Raw genomic sequence first — 16,059 nt, 5'->3', positions numbered from 1 at the left:
CGGAGGCCGGAGATGATCAAACAAAGCGCACTGAATCCTGACAACGCTAGCTTCCGCGAAACCGTGCCTGCCGGCGAGTATTTCCTCAAAGTGGTGAAAGCGGGCGAGACGATCCGCATCCTGGATCTGGAAGGCAACCAGGCCGCCGACACCCTGTTCTACAACGCCCACAACCCGACCGAACGTTACAGCGTGACGGACACCATCCGTGCCCAGGGCAATGTCTACCTGACGGCCGGCTCCGTACTGATGTCGTCGGAAAACAACCCGATGCTGGAGATCACCGCCGACACCTGCGGACGCCACGACACCCTGGGCGGCGCCTGCGCGGCGGAAAGCAACACCACCCGCTATGCCCTGGAGAAAAAGTGCATGCACGCCTGCCGTGACAGCTGGCTGGTGGCGGTCACAGAGCATGAGGAACTGGGCATGACCAAACGGGATATCACCCACAACATCAACTTCTTCATGAACGTACCGGTGACCGCCGAGGGCGGCCTGACCTTTGCCGACGGTATTTCCGATGCCGGTAAGTACGTGGAACTGGAAGCCAAGATGGACGTACTGGTGATGATTTCCAACTGCCCCCAGCTGAACAACCCCTGTAATGGCTGGAACCCGACACCGATCGAGGTGCTGGTATGGAGCTGAATTCCCCCATCACCAAGGTGCTGATCGCCAATCGCGGCGCCATTGCCTGCCGGATCACCCGGACACTCAAGGCCATGGGCATTGCCTCGGTGGCGGTCTATGCCGACGCGGATTTTGATTCCCTGCACGTGCGCCAGGCGGACGAAGCCTGGTCGCTGGGAGAGGGCAATGCGGCAGCGACTTACCTGAATCAGGAACGGCTGTTCGAGGTGATCCGCCAGAGCGGCGCCCAGGCCGTGCACCCCGGCTATGGTTTCCTCAGCGAAAACCCGGACTTTGCCCGCCGCTGCGAGGCCGAAGGCATCATCTTCCTGGGCCCGACGCCGGAGCAGATGGAGCAGTTCGGCCTCAAGCACACCGCCCGTGCCCTGGCGGAGCAGGCCGGCGTGCCGTTGCTGCCGGGTACGGAACTGCTCACCAGCCTGGATGAGGCGGTCGAGGCGGCCCGGGCCATTGGCTACCCGGTGATGCTGAAAAGCACCGCCGGTGGCGGTGGCATCGGGATGTCCCGCTGTTACAGCGAAGACGAGCTGCGCTGGAGTTTCGAATCGGTGCAGCGTCTGGGGCAGAACAACTTCAGTAACAGCGGTGTGTTCCTGGAGAAGTTTGTCGAACATGCCCGCCATATCGAGGTTCAGCTCTTCGGCGATGGCGCCGGCCAGGTGGTGGCTCTGGGTGAGCGTGACTGCTCTGCCCAGCGCCGCAACCAGAAAGTCATCGAGGAAGCACCGGCGCCGGGTATCACCGATGAGGTGCGCACCCGGATGCACGACACCGCCCGCCAACTGGGTGAAAGCATCGCCTATCGCAGCGCCGGCACAGTGGAGTTCATCTACGATCCGGATACCGCGGATTTCTACTTCCTGGAGGTAAACACCCGCCTGCAGGTGGAGCACGGCGTCACCGAGCAGGTCTATGGTGTCGACATCGTCCGCTGGATGGTCGAGCTGGGCGCCGGCACCCAGGGGGACCTGGCCACGTTGGCCGGCGACCTGAGCCCGTCCGGTCACGCCATCCAGGCCCGGATTTACGCCGAAGACCCCAACAAGGATTTCCAGCCCAGTGCCGGCCTGCTGACCGACGTCCGCTGGCCCGAGGATGCCGGCCTGCGCATTGACCACTGGATTCAGCCAGGCTCCGAGGTTTCGCCGCTGTTTGATCCCATGCTGGCCAAGGTCATCGTTCATGAATCCGATCGGGAGGCCGCCCGCCGGCACCTGGCGGAGGCCCTGGCAGACACCCACCTCTATGGCATCGAAACCAACACCCTTTATGTCCGCCAGGTGCTGGAGGACGACCGTTTCCGTGAGGCCCGCCTCTACACCCGGACCCTGAATGAGTTTGTCTACCAGCCGGCGACGGTGGACGTGATGTCCGGCGGTACCCTGACCACCATCCAGGACTATCCGGGGCGTCAGGGCTACTGGGAAGTGGGCGTGCCGCCCTCCGGCCCCTTTGACAGCTATTCGTTCCGCCTGGGCAACCAGTTGCTGGGCAACGATACGTCGGCCGCCGGCCTGGAAATTACCCTCAAGGGTCCGACCCTGCGTTTCAACCGGTCTACCCAGATCGTGCTGGCCGGTGCGGAACTGGATGCCCGCCTTGATGGCAAACCGCTGCCGTTCTGGCAGGTGACGGAGATTCCCGCCGGTGCCACCCTGACACTGGGGGCGGTCAGCGGCGAAGGCGCCCGGGCTTATGTGCTGTTTGCCGGAGGCCTGTCCTGCCCTGATTACCTGGGGTCGCGCAGCACCTTCACCCTCGGCCAGTTCGGCGGCCACTGTGGCCGCGCCCTGCGCGCCGGGGATGTGCTCCGGCTGCCGGAGTGCCTTTCGGTGCCGGCCAGGACCCTGGACGCCGGTCTCAAACCCGGCCTGGGCCGGGACTGGACCCTGCACGTGACTTACGGCCCCCACGGCGCGCCGGACTATTTCACCGAGCAGGACATCGAGACCTTTTTCGACAGTGAGTGGGAAATTCACTACAACTCCAGCCGCACCGGTGTCCGCCTGATCGGGCCCAAGCCCGAGTGGGCACGCAGCGACGGCGGCGAAGCCGGCATGCATCCCTCCAACATTCACGACAATGCCTACGCCGTGGGTACCGTGGATTTCACCGGTGACATGCCGGTGATCCTGGGCCCGGATGGCCCAAGCCTGGGTGGTTTTGTCTGCCCGGTGACCGTGATCAGCGCGGACCTCTGGAAGCTGGGTCAGCTCAAGGCCGGGGATAAGATCCGCTTTGTGCCGGTCAGCCAGTTGCAGGCGGTGGCCCTTCGGGAGGCCCAGGAGGAAGCCATCGACGCCCTGATTCCCGCCAACGTTGAGGTCACACCGGCACGCCCGGACACTCCTGTACTACGGACCCTGTCGACGGAGGAACATGAAACCGGGGTGGTCTACCGCGCTGCCGGCGACAATTACCTGCTGGTGGAATACGGGCCGATGGAGCTGGACATCCGTCTGCGCTTCCGTGCCCACGCCCTGATGCTGTGGCTCCGGGACCGGTCGCATCCGGCCATTCTGGAGCTGACCCCCGGCATCCGGTCGTTGCAGGTGCACTATGACAGCCTGCGCCTCGGGCAGCAGGCACTGCTTGATCTGCTGGTGGCCGCCGAGCGCGAACTGGAGCAGCAACCGGAGTGGGACGTGCCGGGCCGTATTGTCCATCTGCCCCTGTCCTGGAATGACGAAGCCTGCCAGCAGGCGATTGCCAAATACATGCAGTCGGTCCGCAAGGACGCCCCCTGGTGCCCGAGCAACCTGGAATTCATTCGCCGCATCAACGGCCTGGAGAGCATCGACGAGGTCAAGAAGACCGTGTTCGACGCCAGCTATTTGGTGATGGGCCTGGGCGATGTCTACCTGGGTGCCCCGGTCGCCACGCCCCTGGACCCGCGCCACCGTCTGGTGACCACCAAATACAACCCGGCCCGCACCTGGACCGCCGAGAATTCCGTGGGTATCGGCGGTGCCTACCTGTGCATCTACGGCATGGAAGGGCCGGGCGGCTACCAGTTTGTAGGCCGCACCCTGCAGATGTGGAACCGCTACCGCACCACCGAGTACTTCCAGCCGGGCCAGCCGTGGCTGCTGCGCTTCTTTGACCAGATCCGCTTCTACGAAGTCAGCGCCGAGGAACTGCAACAGATCCGCCGGGAGTTCCCCAATGGCGATTACCCGATTCAAGTGGAGGAAACCCGGTTCAATCTGAAGGACTACGAGCAGTTCCTGGCGGACAACCAGGATGACATTCAGAGCTTCACCGATCACCGCAAGCAGGCCTTCGACGAGGAACTGCAGCGCTGGATCGAATCCGGCCAGATCAATTTCAGTGCCGAAGCCCCCATCGAGGACACGGGTGAGGACGACATCATCGATCTGCCCGCCGGGCAGCACGCCATTGAAAGCCATGTGGCCGGCAATGTCTGGGAATGCCTGGTGAAGCCCGGCGACATGATTGAGGCCCAGCGCCCGGTGGCGGTGGTGGAGTCCATGAAGATGGAAATCGAATTGCTGAGTCCGGTGGCGGGCAAGGTGATCGAAGTCCGGCGGGAGGCCGGTCAGGCCGTTGCCCCGGGAGCGCCGGTGGTGATCGTCGAAGAACTCGAAAGTTGACACAACAAGTTTCAGTCATGACCAGACGGGCCATGCCCGAGGAGAGAAGCCATGAAAACACGTAACCTGAGCAAACCCCTGGTCGCCGGCGTGCTGGCGGCCGCCCTGTCTCCTGCCGCGCTCGCTGCGGAAAAGGATTCGTTCAGCATTGCCTGGACCATTTACGCCGGGTGGGTGCCCTGGCAGTACGCCGAAGACAGCGGCATCATGAAAAAATGGGCCGACAAGTACGATATCGAAGTGGATATCGTGCAGGTGAACGACTACATCGAATCCATCAACCAGTACACCGCCGGCCAGTTTGATGGCGTGGTGGCCACCAGCATGGATGGTCTGTCGATTCCGGCGGCCTCCGGCCTGGACACCACCGCCCTGATCGTGGGCGACTACTCCAACGGCAACGACGGCCTGGTGTCCAAGGACGCCACCTCCATCGTGGAACTGGAAGGCGAAACCGTGCACCTGGTGGAACTGTCCGTCTCCCACTACCTGCTGGCCCGTGCGCTGGAAAGCGTGGGCCTGTCCGAGCGTGATCTGGACGTGGTCAACATCTCCGACGCCGACCTGGTGTCTGCCTTCCAGACTGACGACGTGCGCCACGTGGCCACCTGGAACCCGCTGCTGAGTGAAGTGGAAGCCTACCCGGGTGCCACCAAACTGTTCGATTCCAGCCAGATTCCGGGCCACATCAAGGATCTGACCCTGGTCAGCACCGAAACACTGGAAGACAACCCGAAACTGGGCAAGGCCCTGGTTGGCGCCTGGTATGAAACCATGAGCATCCTGGAATCCGACTCCAAGAAGGGTGAGGAAGCCCGCGCCCATCTGGGTGAGCTGTCCGGTACCGACCAGGCCGGCTATGAAGCCCAACTGGCGGGCATGAAGATGTTCTGGGAGCCGCAGATGTCGGTGGACTTCATCAACAGCGACGAAGCCTTTGAGGCCATGGACAGCGTGCGCCAGTTCTCCTTTGACAAGGGGCTGCTGGGCCAGGGCGCCATGAGCCCGGACTTTGTCGGCATCGAATTCCCGGACGGCACGGTCATGGGTGATTCCGGCAACGTGAAGCTGCGCTTCAACGATGACTACATGCAGATGGCGGCGGACGGCGAGATCTGATTGCCGCACCGCTTGTTTCATCAGGCACCTGAGGGCACGATAGTCGTGCCCTTTTTTTCGGGAGTTAACCAGTGACTCCCAGGATATAGGAAGGGTTGGTGTGGGGCTCCCTCACAAAACTGTGCGGAGCCAGGGATGGCGGAGCCCAAGCGTCACATGGACGTGCCGAAGGAGCGTGTTTTGGGAGGGAGCCCCACACCAACCCGTACTCCCATGTCAGCTCGTGAGAAGACTTTAGATGCGTCGAACCAAGGAAGAGGCCGAGAAAACCCGCCAGACGGTGCTGGAAGCAGCCTTAACGCTGTTCAGCCGGGACGGTTATTCATTGACGACGTTAAGCCGGATCGCCAAGGAAGCCGGCTGCAGTCGCGGGCCCATATACTGGCACTTCCAGAACAAGGATGACCTGTACGAAGCGGTGCTGGCCTACTCCCAGGAACCGCTGGAAGCGCTGGTGGATGAATGCCAAAGCATGGCCGATCAACCGGTGGCGGCCATGGAGCATTTTCTGGAGCAGTGGCTGTCACTGCTGGCCAATGACCGGCGTTACCGGCAGTCGTTCGAAATCCTGCTCAACAAGACCGAACTCACCGACGCCATGAGCCGGACCCTGAAGCGGGAACGGGAACTGACCCGCTCGATTGTGGCCCTGTTTGGCGAGCTTTCGGGCAAAGCGCGGGAGCAGGGCGACCTGAAAAGTGACGAACAGCCCGAGGACCTGGGGCTGCTCTGTTACACCTTCCTGATGGGCATCACCCAGACCTGGTTGTTTGCGCCGGGGCTGTTCTCGCTGGAACAGCAGATTCCGTTTTTCCAGCGCCAGTTCCGGCACCTGCTGTCGCTGCCGCCGGAACCGGCCGGTTAGCGCATCTGGAACAGTTCCTGGTGGAAGCGGCTGGCGGGGTAACCCAGGGCGGTCAGGCCCCGGCGCAGTTGCTGGCCGAAACCCGCCGGGCCGCAGAACCAGACACTGGCCTGTTGCCAGTCCGGAACCAGTGACCGCAGCCTGTCGGCATCCAGCCGGCCATCCCGGGGGCTGATGATCAGGTGCAGGCGGATGCCCGCAGCGGCGGCATCGGCCCTGAGTTTCGCCATGGCCTCCGGGTCGGTATCCGACGTGACGTGGAAAAGATCCACCGGCTTGTCACCGGGTTCTGCCGCCAGTTCCTTCATGCGGGCAACAAACGGGGTGATGCCGATGCCGGCGCCAATCCACACCTGCCTTGGCCGGTCATCCCGGAAATCAAAGCAGCCGTAGGGGCCTTCGATCTCCAGCGTCATGCCTTCCCGGAGTTCCTCCGGCAGCCGTGAGGTATAATCACCCAGGGCCTTGGTAATGAACACCACCCGGCGCTGTTGCGGATCCCAGCCGGAGGCAATGGTGAACGGATGGGCGCCTTCCCGGCGGTCCGAGGTGACAAAGGCAAACTGCCCGGCGGCATGGCCCGGCCAGTGGTTATCCACAACCGCCGAGATTTCCAGAGCCTGTAGGCTCGGATACCGGGTCAGGCGGTCGACGGTTGCCGTGGAGCGGCGCACAGCCCCGATGCGACCAGTCAGTGAGTAGACCGAAGCCACGGTGCCGCCGGCCAGCAGCAGCGCCATCAGAATGCCCACCGGTTGCAGCCAGTAATCAAACTCCATCAGCACCACGGTGTGGAACACCATCAGCAGATAAAGTGGTGGGATGAACCGGTGGGCCTTGCTGAACAGCCGGTAGGGGAACCGTTTGATCAGGGCCAGAACCAGGAGGATGGCAAAGGCATAGAACCCCCATTCCCCCACGGTTTCCGCCAGCCCGCGCTGGCTGCGCAGGGCAGCTTCCAGGGTGCCGAGGGTTTCCTCCGGGCGCGGGCCGCCCCGGGCGGGCTTGTCCAGCCAGCCCCAGCCCACCATCCATTTGGTGCCCCGGGCCCACCACCAGTGCAGGGTGGCCATCACCAGCGCGGTGATTCCCAGCCATTTATGCAGCCGGTACATCTTGTCGAGCCCGTTGAGCCGGGTTTCCAGCCACTTGGGCCGCAATGCCAGGATCATGGCCAGGCTCATCACGCCCATGGCAATAACGCCACTGTACTGAACAAAAACGTGGCGGAAGGAAAAATAGGTGAACGGCTCCGGCCAGAGGGAGTCGGCCAGGAGCCAGGCCAGGGTCAGTACGGCCACAAAAGCCATAAAGAAGATATTCGCAGGTCTCATCAGGATTCCATCCGGGAGCGGGTAATTCCGTTGCTTTTCCCGGATTGTATCGCCGCTTTTGACGTCAGGGACCGCATGTGGGGCGGCTTTACAAGGGTTTTACGCGGCATTGACAAAACCCGCCCGACTAATGGTTGACAGTGTCTACTTTTATGGCTGATGATTGACAGTATCAACCAACGAGGGAGCATCATGGCCACCGACTCCATCGGCGACACCCTGCATCAATTGATGCATGCCTACCGTCGTCAGCTAAGGCGCTCGATACGGGACCAGGGCATCACGCTTCCGGTCACCCATATCCGCATTCTCAAGGCCATTGGCAGCCTGAAGGCGACCACTGCACGTGAAGTGGCCCGCCGGATTGGCACTGACAAGGCCCAGGTGACCCGGGCTCTCAATGAGCTCGAGGCAATGGCACAGATCAGCCGGCAGCGGGACCCGGAAGACCGGCGCAGCCAGATTCTGGCGATCACCGAGGACGGGCGTAGCACGCTGGACCAGATTCTGACGGCCGAAGCCCAGGCCGCAGGGGTGATGTCGGACTCGCTCAGTGACGCCGAGCTGGATGGCTTTCGTGAGATGGCCTCAACCATGATCCGCAATACCCTCAAAGACACCTGCGACACAGAGACCGAAACACCATGCCCAAACCGAAACTGAATCCCCGGCAACTGGAGGTGCTCGATAGCACCCGGCTGACTCCTCACATGGTCCGGGTCACCCTTGGCGGAGCCGCCCTTGAGGACTTCCCCGAGCAGCAGGAAAGTGCTTACGTCAAACTCGTGTACCCACAGGAGGGCAGCGATCATCCGTTGACGCGTACCTACACCATTGCCCGCCAGCGACCGGGGGAGATTGATCTGGATTTCGTACTGCACGAGGACAGTGGCCCGGCGTCGGCCTGGGCGGCCAGCACCCGGCCGGGCGACCGGATACAGGTGGGTGGTCCCGGCCCCCGCAAGCTCATCAATCCGGACGGGGACTGGTTCCTGATTGCCGGTGACATGACGGCGCTGCCCGCCATCCGGGTCAATCTCGCCAGCCTGCCCGCTGACGCCAGGGGACATGCGGTCCTGGAAGTACTGGACGAAGGCGACATAACGAATTTGCCGCACCCTGAGGGGGTAAGCCTGCACTGGGTGGTGAACCCGGAACCGGGCGGGGACGACAGCGCGCTGGTGCGGACCGTGCGCGATCTGCTCTGGGATGAGGGTGAGCCGGCCATCTGGGCGGCCTGTGAGTTCAGCTGCATGCGGGCGCTGCGCCGGTATTTCCGCCAGGAGCGGGGCGTGGACCGGATGAAGATGTATGTATCCAGTTACTGGAAGCAGGGGCAGTCCGAGGATGAGCACAAGGTGATCAAGCGCCGGGATGCGGACGCCGAGGGATAACGCTGGCCCCCCCCGGGAGGGCGCACCGGCCCGGGTCTGGCCCGGGCCGGTGTGACTCATCAGAACATTTTTAGGTAGCGCTCGACTTCCCACTCCGAGACGTGGTTGTGGTAGCTCTCCCACTCATCCTTCTTGAAGTCCACGAACGCCCGGAACATGGCCTCACCGAAGACCTCTTTGGCCAGTGGGTCGGCCTCAAAGGCTTCGATGGCTTCGCCCAGATTGCGGGGCAGGTATTCAATGCCCTGTTTGGCAATGTCGGCGTCACTGTAGTTGTACATGTTCTCATGGTGCGGCGCGCCCGCATCCAGGCCTTCGCGAATACCTTCCAGACCAGCCGCCAGGATCAGGGCCGAGCCCAGATAGGGGTTACAGGCAATGTCGGCGGCCCGGCATTCGATGCGCTCGCCGACACCGGGAATGCGGATCATGTTGGTGCGGTTATTGGAGCCGTAACACATGAACACCGGCGCCCAGGTTGAGCCGGACATGCTGCCCTGGCGCACCAGTCGTTTGTAGCTGTTCACGGTGGGAGCAATCACCGCGCTGATGGCGGCACCGTGCTTCAGCACCCCGGCGATGAACTGGTAAGCAATGCGGCTGATGCCACAGTTGTGGGTATCGTCTCCGTCCGGTTTGAACAGGTTTTTGCCGGTTCTGGCGTCGGCCAGTGACATGTTGTAGTGGGCGCCGCTGCCGGTGCGATCACTGAAGGGCTTGGGCATGAAGCTGGCGAAGGCGCCGTGCTTGCGGGCAATTTCATTGGCCATCATGCGGAAGAATACCAGGCGGTCGGCCATGGTCAGGGCATCGGCATATTTGAAGTCGGTTTCGAACTGGCCGTTGGCGTCTTCGTGGTCGAAGGAATACACATCCCAGCCCAGCTCGTTCATGGCCTCCACCAGTTCGTCCATGATCGGCAGATTGTCCATCAGACTGCGGGGGTCATAGCAGGGCTTGCCGAGGCTATCCCGGTCGCTGAACGGAGCGAAACCGCCATCGTCGGTATCCCGGAACACAAAAAACTCGGTTTCGATGCCCAGATTGAACTGGTAGCCCATGCTGTCCGCCGCCGCCAGCTGTCTGCGCAGGATATTGCGGGAGCAGGCTTCAAACGGCTGGCCGTTCAGGTACAGGTTGCCGGGGAACCAGGCGAGCTGGCGGTTCCAGGGACAGATGGCAAGGTTGGCGGCGTCCGGCATGGCGGCCACTTCGTCATCGGAGATGTCCTGGGGTACGCCATCCAGGGCGGCACCGGTGTAGAGCTCGGAGCCTTCCATCATCTGGCCCAGATGAGCCACGGGGACGAATTTTCCCTTGCTGACACCGTGGATATCCACGTAGCTGGCCATGGCGTATTTCACGCCCGCGTCGGTCAGTTGCTGCTTCAGGGCCTGGGTGTCGGTCGGTTCAGTCATGTTTTTTCCTCATGTCGGCCCGGTCGGACGGGCGGGCTGTTTGAATCTCTGGCACGGATCTTTCATTCAACTTACATGCCAGCATGTATGTAAAAGATCGGAGAGGCCGTCCAGGCAATGCCGGACCAGGGCCCGAGGAATAAATGCAGATGACTGATCCACAATGGATTATCCGGGATTTCAGGGCCGGGGAACTGGCGCTTTCGGGCGGTGCGGTCCTGCACGATGCCCGTCTTCGTTACCACCAGATCGGTGAGCTCAATGCACCAAAAGACAACCTGGTCCTGTTGCCCACGTACTACGGTGGTGCGGCGGCCGGCAACCATCCCTGGGTAACCCCGGGTGGGCCGCTGGACCCGCAGCGCTATTGTATTGTGGTGCCGGCCATGCTCGGCGCCGGCGAGTCCTCGTCCCCCTCCAACACCGCCGGGACCCAGGCCGGCCCGGGATTCCCGGCGGTATCCCTGTATGACAACGTGCGGCTCCAGAAGCGGTTACTGGACGAGGTGTTCGGGGGCGCAACCCTGGCGCTGGTCATGGGCTGGTCCATGGGCGGCATGCAGGCATTGCAGTGGGGCTGCCTGTATCCGCAGCGGGTCCGATCGGTGCTGGCGGTGTGCGCCACCGCCCGCTGTTATCCTCACAATCAGGTGTTTCTTGAAGGGGTCAAAGCGGCCCTGACCTGTGATCAGGATTACCGGGGAGGCCACTATCAGGCCCCGCCGGAACGGGGGCTGAGGGCGTTTGCCCGGGTCTATGCCGGCTGGGCCTATTCCCAGGCGTTTTTCCGCAATGAGAGCTACCGGGCTCTGGGGTTTGCGTCGCCGGAAAGTCTGCTGGCGTTCTGGGAGCAGGATCACCTTCAGCAGGATGCCAACGATCTGCTTGCGGTCCTGGAAACCTGGAAGGCCGGGGACATCAGTGACAACCCGGTATTCCGTGGCGACTATCGCCAGGCGCTTGAGCGGTTGACTATGCCCACCGTGCTGATGCCTTCGAGTACTGATCTCTACTTCACCATGACCGATGCCCGGGACGATGCCGCAGCCATGCCCGGCGGCAGTTGTCAGCCACTGGTTTCCGACTACGGCCATGTGGCTGGCGGCCCCGGGCGGGAGCCGGATTCCCAGCAGCGCATACTGAGTGCTGCCGCCGCTTTGCTGAAGCGGGGCGCCTGCTCATGACGCATAAAATCGGAAACCGCACTGTTGTGGTGCGAGAAAACCTGCAAATGCTATCGGAAATCCCCCAAACCCGGGAAAAAAGCAGGGATGGCACAGTGCCTGCAAAGTTCCCCCTGTCAGGCCCGGGTTGTCGGGTGCTGGCAGATTACCCATATCCGTTCACAGCAACACCGCCCATCGTGCGGTCAGACAAACGGACACAATGGGTGACTAGGGTTCCGGTCCGGTGGCGCAGCGACAGCCCCCGGATGGCTGGTCCGAGAGTCACCGACCTCTGGCAGAGGTTACACGGCGGGACAAAAGCCCGGGAGACTGGATTGCACGTGATTCCATTGCCGTGTTCTGTGACCAGAGGAGAGCGTTCATGCGATTGATAAACCGCACCCCCGGCCGGCTGACCGCCACCGCGCTTGGCGTGCTTCCCTTCCTGATCCTTTTGTTGATCTACGGGCTGGCCTCGCAGCAGCGGCTGGCGGAAAACCCCAACGACAAACTCCTGCCCGGTCTGGAACAGATGACCGCCGCTGTCGACCGCATGGCGTTCCAGGAAGATCGACGCAGCGGTGATTACCTGATGTGGGTCGACTCCCTGGCCAGTCTGGAGCGACTGGGTATGGGCGTGGGTGTTGCCGCACTGATGGCCCTGGTGGTGGGGCTGGCCAATGGTGTTCTTCCGCTGGTGCGCGCCAATCTCGCGCCTCTGGTGTCGGCGTTATCCATGGTGCCACCGCTGGCCATACTGCCGATTCTGTTCATTGTCTTTGGCCTCGGGGAACTGTCCAAAGTGATGCTGATTGTCATCGGTACCGCCCCCATCATGATGCGGGATGTGGCCCAGCGGGTCCGGGAACTGCCCACCGAACAGCTGATCAAGATCCAGACCCTGGGCGCCAACAGCTGGCAGGTGGTCACCCGAATGGCCCTGCCACAGGTGTTGCCGCGTCTGATTGATGCGGTTCGCCTGAGCCTGGGACCGGCCTGGCTGTTCCTGATTGCTGCCGAGGCCATCGCCTCCACCGAGGGCCTGGGCTACCGGATCTTCCTGGTGCGCCGTTATCTCGCCATGGATGTGATCCTGCCTTACGTTATCTGGATCACCGTCCTTGCCATTGTTATCGACCAGTGTCTGCGGCTGACCAACCGCAAACTGTTCCCCTGGTACAACGCCGGAGGCCACTGATGAGCTTTATCAGCGTCAACAAATTGTGGAAGCAGTACGGCGATCAGGTCGTGCTGGAGAACCTGAACCTGGACGTCGAGCAGGGGGAATTCTGCACCCTGGTGGGTGCCTCCGGCTGCGGCAAATCCACGTTCCTGAAAATGCTGCTGGGTCAGGAAACCCAGACCCGCGGTGACCTGCTGCTGGAAGGGCAGACCTTCCCGGCCGAGCCGGACCGTAACCGGGGCATCGTATTCCAGCGCTACTCCGTTTTCCCGCACCTGACGGTGCGCCAGAACGTGTTGATGGGGCTGGAGCTGGAGCAGAGGCCGTTACTGGGCAAACTGTTCGGCAGCGCCCGGAAAGAAGCGCTTGAGAAGGTGGATGACATGCTGGCGCGGGTCGGTCTGACGCCGTCCGCCAACAAATGGCCCCATGAACTGTCCGGGGGCATGCAGCAGCGACTGGCCATTGCCCAGTCCCTGATCATGCGTCCGCGGGTGTTGCTGCTGGATGAACCCTTCGGCGCCCTGGATCCGGGTATCCGCAAGGACATGCACGAACTGCTGCTGCAGCTCTGGCAGGAAATCGGCATTACGATCTTCATGGTCACCCATGACCTGCACGAAGGCTTTTACCTGGGCACGCGCCTGCTGGTATTCGACAAGGTGCGCAACGATCCCCATGATCCCAACGCCTATGGCGCGACCATCACCTACGACCTGCCCATCGGACAGATGGATCGCAGCCTGCTGCAGGACATTGATCAGTCGGTTACCAATACCGCCCGCCACCAGGCGGCCTGATCCGGATGTTCCGGGCAGAGGGGAGAAACCCTTCCTGCTGCCCGGTCAATCGCCCGGAAAAGGCGGCATGATCAGCCCGGGAACTGTTTAAAATTGTAACCAGTAGCCCTTACAAACATATTTGTGCTGGCTATTCTGTGATCCGTTGGTATCTTGTGTATTAAATTTAAGAAATTTATACGCATATGCCGGATGTCCTGTTATGAGCAATAAATACCCCTCAGATATGGACCAGAATAACGACAACACGAATCAGGGTGGGGGCGCTGACAATGCGTCAGCCGTGGCATCGGAACCTAGGGTGGTCAAAAAGGCGGCCAGCAGCGGACAGCCGCGGGCCAAAGGCGCTAATGGCTCCGGTCGCAAGTCCTCCAAATCCCCCGCGAAGAAAACCCAGGACAATCAGGTGACAGATCCGTACATGTATTTCACCGAAAGGGATCTGGACCAGATACTGTCGAACCTGGATCACCTCCGGGAGTCGGTCTTCCCCCGGGTCTTTACCGATCATCAGAAAGAAGAGCCGAAACAGCAGTTTTTTCCGTCGGTCTGCCTGATCGGCCTGGGTCGCTGCGGCTCGAACATTGCCCTGGATGTTGCCGAACTCGTTCACAGCGCCCGCTCCTACTACCTGCAGGAACTCGACAACGATGAGCGCCGCAGCCGTGAGAAGGAAATCGGCCCGCTGCGCTGGATCCGCCAGAGCCTGAACCTGCCCCCGGCCAACAGCGTCAAACCGGTGTTCCTGATCGAGCCCATGGTGATGCTGGGTGACCTGGACAAGGACATAGAAGGGCGCATCCGTTTCTCCCGCCGGGCGGACGAAAGCACCTTCCTGGAAGACTATAACAAGATGAAGATCATGGACCTGTCCGAGGTCCATGCCGGTGGTGCCGGTAACGCACCGATTCTGGGCCAGTACCTGGCGCGGATCATCCTGAACAAGGACACCGATCATTTCTCCAACGAGGACTGGAAATTTATCCACAGCTATCTGATTGATTCCTGTGGCATCAAGGCCAACCAGTCCCGGCTGTATTTCTACATCTTCAGTGCCGGCGGTGGTACCGGCTCCGGCATGGCGTCGGAATTCGGTCTGGCGCAGCAGTATTCCTACATGCGCAAGACCTTCGATCCCAAGCTCGAGGACCGGGAGCTGGAAAATCACGATCACTCGTTCGTGTTCGAGCCCATCTTCACCAGCGGTATCTGCATCCTGCCGAACATTCAGGACAACCGGGTGGAAATGTCCGAGGCCCTGCACATCAATGCCGGCCGGCTGTTGTGCAAGTACCTGGCCGAGGAGTGGGACTTCTCCTACAACTTCGATGCCGACGAAACCCGCGATGCGGACATGATGCACCGCATCCGGCCCTGGAACGCCATGATGCTGATCTCCAACGACATCATGCGCTACGCCGAGCAGCAGGAAGAAAGCAAGATCCGCGATGTGGATGTTAACGCCATGGAGAAGTACGCCAACCAGTACATCTCCCAGCAGATCTTCAACATCCTGACCGCCCAGGCGGTGACCACGGACTACGACGAGGATTACTTCCGCCGGGCGGGTGTCGATATCGGCGAAACCATCCGGCTGGATGCCAACGATCTGTTCATGAGTCTGGCCGGGCCGGTGGCGGTGGCCTATGCCGAGTCGGTGGTGCCCAACGATGCCCACGCCAACGAGTTCCGTTCCATCAACGAAAACTCTCGGCTGGACATCGACGACCTGTTCTTCCGTTCCATCGATCTGCCGCACTTCAACAAGGTGACCGAAGCCATCGAGGGCGTGAGCCTGCTGCCCATCGAGGCCAGCCGCTACCGGGAAGCCCTGCGTCAGTACAAGGAATCCGGCTACGATGCGAGCCACCTCAAGGACCTGCATTTCTTCAAGAACTGCTCGTCCATTGTTTCCATCGTTTCGCTGCCGAAGGACTACAAACTGTCCTATATGGACCTTAACCGCCTGAAGACGCACCTGAACGCGCTCTTCCCGAACACCACGCTCAAGCGCTATGCCCTGGTGATCGGCGCCTCGGCCAACCTGTCGCTGACCACGCTGGTGGTGAAAAGTCCGTGTCTGAGTGATGACTTCCTGACCCTGATCGTCGCCTACATCAAGCGTTGCTTCGCCAACGACAAGGCCCGATACGATGACACTCTGGACGAGGCCATGCTGGACTTCATCCGGTCACCGGAACTGGATGAGGAACTGGTGGACAGCGTGCTCAATGAGTATGAGGACCCGGCCAAGATCCTGGACACCAACTGGTACGCCATCAAACCCATGTACGAGAAGAAGTACCGGGAGATGTGCCACGATCAGGACAATTTCGTGTCCATTAATGACATTCGCCTGAGCCGGGCGAACGTCAAGAAAGCGATCAAGTACCTGCGGGAAATCTATCGCCACCGGATCAGCAAGACCCGCATGATCAGCCTCAATGGTGACGAGGACATCGGCAGCGGTATCACGCTCTCCGGTGACGACTGATCCACCGCGGGAACGTCA

12 protein-coding genes and 1 riboswitch are annotated in these 16,059 nt (G+C 61.5%); of the genes, 10 read left to right on the top strand and 2 right to left on the bottom strand.

Annotated features, from left to right (window positions below):
- Positions 1-12: 12 nt before the first annotated feature.
- From HNR38_RS11015 to HNR38_RS11000, 4 genes are all read left to right on the top strand, one after another.
- Complete coding sequence (locus HNR38_RS11015) at positions 13-651, top strand: urea amidolyase associated protein UAAP2 (protein WP_183703899.1); 639 nt, start codon at positions 13-15, stop codon at positions 649-651.
- Positions 642-4,268 carry an urea carboxylase gene (gene uca, locus HNR38_RS11010; protein WP_183703896.1) on the top strand — a complete coding sequence of 1,209 codons (3,627 nt, stop codon included), beginning with the start codon at positions 642-644 and terminating at the stop codon, positions 4,266-4,268. The genes HNR38_RS11015 and uca overlap by 10 nt, the downstream gene beginning before the upstream one ends.
- Before the next feature lie 51 nt (positions 4,269-4,319).
- A complete protein-coding gene (locus HNR38_RS11005) occupies positions 4,320-5,387 on the top strand; it encodes a putative urea ABC transporter substrate-binding protein (RefSeq protein WP_183703893.1) in 1,068 nt (355 codons plus the stop codon).
- 238 nt (positions 5,388-5,625) lie between these two features.
- Entirely contained in the window at positions 5,626-6,252 is a 627-nt protein-coding gene (locus HNR38_RS11000; RefSeq protein ID WP_183703890.1) for a TetR family transcriptional regulator, read from the top strand.
- On the opposite strand, the gene HNR38_RS10995 is transcribed toward HNR38_RS11000, so the two are convergent.
- Positions 6,249-7,586 (bottom strand): ferredoxin reductase family protein, encoded by a 1,338-nt coding sequence (locus HNR38_RS10995; RefSeq protein WP_183703887.1) that lies wholly within the window; start codon positions 7,584-7,586, stop codon positions 6,249-6,251. The genes HNR38_RS11000 and HNR38_RS10995 overlap by 4 nt on opposite strands.
- Before the next feature lie 192 nt (positions 7,587-7,778).
- Here HNR38_RS10995 and HNR38_RS10990 point away from each other — a divergent pair, with 192 nt between their 5' ends.
- Entirely contained in the window at positions 7,779-8,249 is a 471-nt protein-coding gene (locus HNR38_RS10990; protein ID WP_183703873.1) for a MarR family winged helix-turn-helix transcriptional regulator, read from the top strand.
- Complete coding sequence (locus HNR38_RS10985; RefSeq protein ID WP_183703870.1) at positions 8,231-8,980, top strand: siderophore-interacting protein; 750 nt, start codon at positions 8,231-8,233, stop codon at positions 8,978-8,980. Before HNR38_RS10990 ends, HNR38_RS10985 begins: the two co-directional genes overlap by 19 nt.
- Before the next feature lie 59 nt (positions 8,981-9,039).
- On the opposite strand, the gene glnT is transcribed toward HNR38_RS10985, so the two are convergent.
- Entirely contained in the window at positions 9,040-10,398 is a 1,359-nt protein-coding gene (gene glnT / locus HNR38_RS10980) for a type III glutamate--ammonia ligase (RefSeq protein WP_183703867.1), read from the bottom strand.
- Positions 10,399-10,547: 149 nt separating this feature from the next.
- On the opposite strand from glnT, the gene HNR38_RS10975 reads away from it, so the two are divergent.
- The 4 genes from HNR38_RS10975 (at position 10,548) to HNR38_RS10960 (ending at position 16,041) form a co-directional block, all read left to right on the top strand.
- A complete protein-coding gene (locus HNR38_RS10975) occupies positions 10,548-11,582 on the top strand; it encodes an alpha/beta fold hydrolase (protein ID WP_183703865.1) in 1,035 nt (344 codons plus the stop codon).
- A gap of 199 nt (positions 11,583-11,781) precedes the next feature.
- A riboswitch (guanidine-I (ykkC/yxkD leader) is annotated at positions 11,782-11,895 on the top strand.
- A gap of 51 nt (positions 11,896-11,946) precedes the next feature.
- Complete coding sequence (locus HNR38_RS10970; RefSeq protein ID WP_183703862.1) at positions 11,947-12,762, top strand: ABC transporter permease; 816 nt, start codon at positions 11,947-11,949, stop codon at positions 12,760-12,762.
- Positions 12,762-13,547 carry an ABC transporter ATP-binding protein gene (locus HNR38_RS10965; RefSeq protein ID WP_183703859.1) on the top strand — a complete coding sequence of 262 codons (786 nt, stop codon included), beginning with the start codon at positions 12,762-12,764 and terminating at the stop codon, positions 13,545-13,547. The genes HNR38_RS10970 and HNR38_RS10965 overlap by 1 nt, the downstream gene beginning before the upstream one ends.
- A 421-nt stretch (positions 13,548-13,968) precedes the next feature.
- Positions 13,969-16,041 carry a hypothetical protein gene (locus HNR38_RS10960; RefSeq protein ID WP_246362659.1) on the top strand — a complete coding sequence of 691 codons (2,073 nt, stop codon included), beginning with the start codon at positions 13,969-13,971 and terminating at the stop codon, positions 16,039-16,041.
- Positions 16,042-16,059: the final 18 nt, after the last annotated feature.

The organism is Marinobacter oulmenensis (genome assembly GCF_014201735.1).
GTDB lineage: Bacteria > Pseudomonadota > Gammaproteobacteria > Pseudomonadales > Oleiphilaceae > Marinobacter > Marinobacter oulmenensis.
This window is presented reverse-complemented; position numbering and strand designations above follow the sequence as displayed.

Coding starts and splice junctions, on each gene's coding strand:
- glnT (WP_183703867.1), bottom strand. CDS start 10,398: ATGACTGAACCGACCGACACCCAGGCCCTGAAGCAGCAACTGACCGAC.
- HNR38_RS10970 (WP_183703862.1), top strand. CDS start 11,947: ATGCGATTGATAAACCGCACCCCCGGCCGGCTGACCGCCACCGCGCTT.
- HNR38_RS10965 (WP_183703859.1), top strand. CDS start 12,762: ATGAGCTTTATCAGCGTCAACAAATTGTGGAAGCAGTACGGCGATCAG.
- uca (WP_183703896.1), top strand. CDS start 642: ATGGAGCTGAATTCCCCCATCACCAAGGTGCTGATCGCCAATCGCGGC.
- HNR38_RS10975 (WP_183703865.1), top strand. CDS start 10,548: ATGACTGATCCACAATGGATTATCCGGGATTTCAGGGCCGGGGAACTG.
- HNR38_RS10960 (WP_246362659.1), top strand. CDS start 13,969: ATGTATTTCACCGAAAGGGATCTGGACCAGATACTGTCGAACCTGGAT.
- HNR38_RS10995 (WP_183703887.1), bottom strand. CDS start 7,586: ATGAGACCTGCGAATATCTTCTTTATGGCTTTTGTGGCCGTACTGACC.
- HNR38_RS11015 (WP_183703899.1), top strand. CDS start 13: ATGATCAAACAAAGCGCACTGAATCCTGACAACGCTAGCTTCCGCGAA.
- HNR38_RS10985 (WP_183703870.1), top strand. CDS start 8,231: ATGCCCAAACCGAAACTGAATCCCCGGCAACTGGAGGTGCTCGATAGC.
- HNR38_RS10990 (WP_183703873.1), top strand. CDS start 7,779: ATGGCCACCGACTCCATCGGCGACACCCTGCATCAATTGATGCATGCC.
- HNR38_RS11005 (WP_183703893.1), top strand. CDS start 4,320: ATGAAAACACGTAACCTGAGCAAACCCCTGGTCGCCGGCGTGCTGGCG.
- HNR38_RS11000 (WP_183703890.1), top strand. CDS start 5,626: ATGCGTCGAACCAAGGAAGAGGCCGAGAAAACCCGCCAGACGGTGCTG.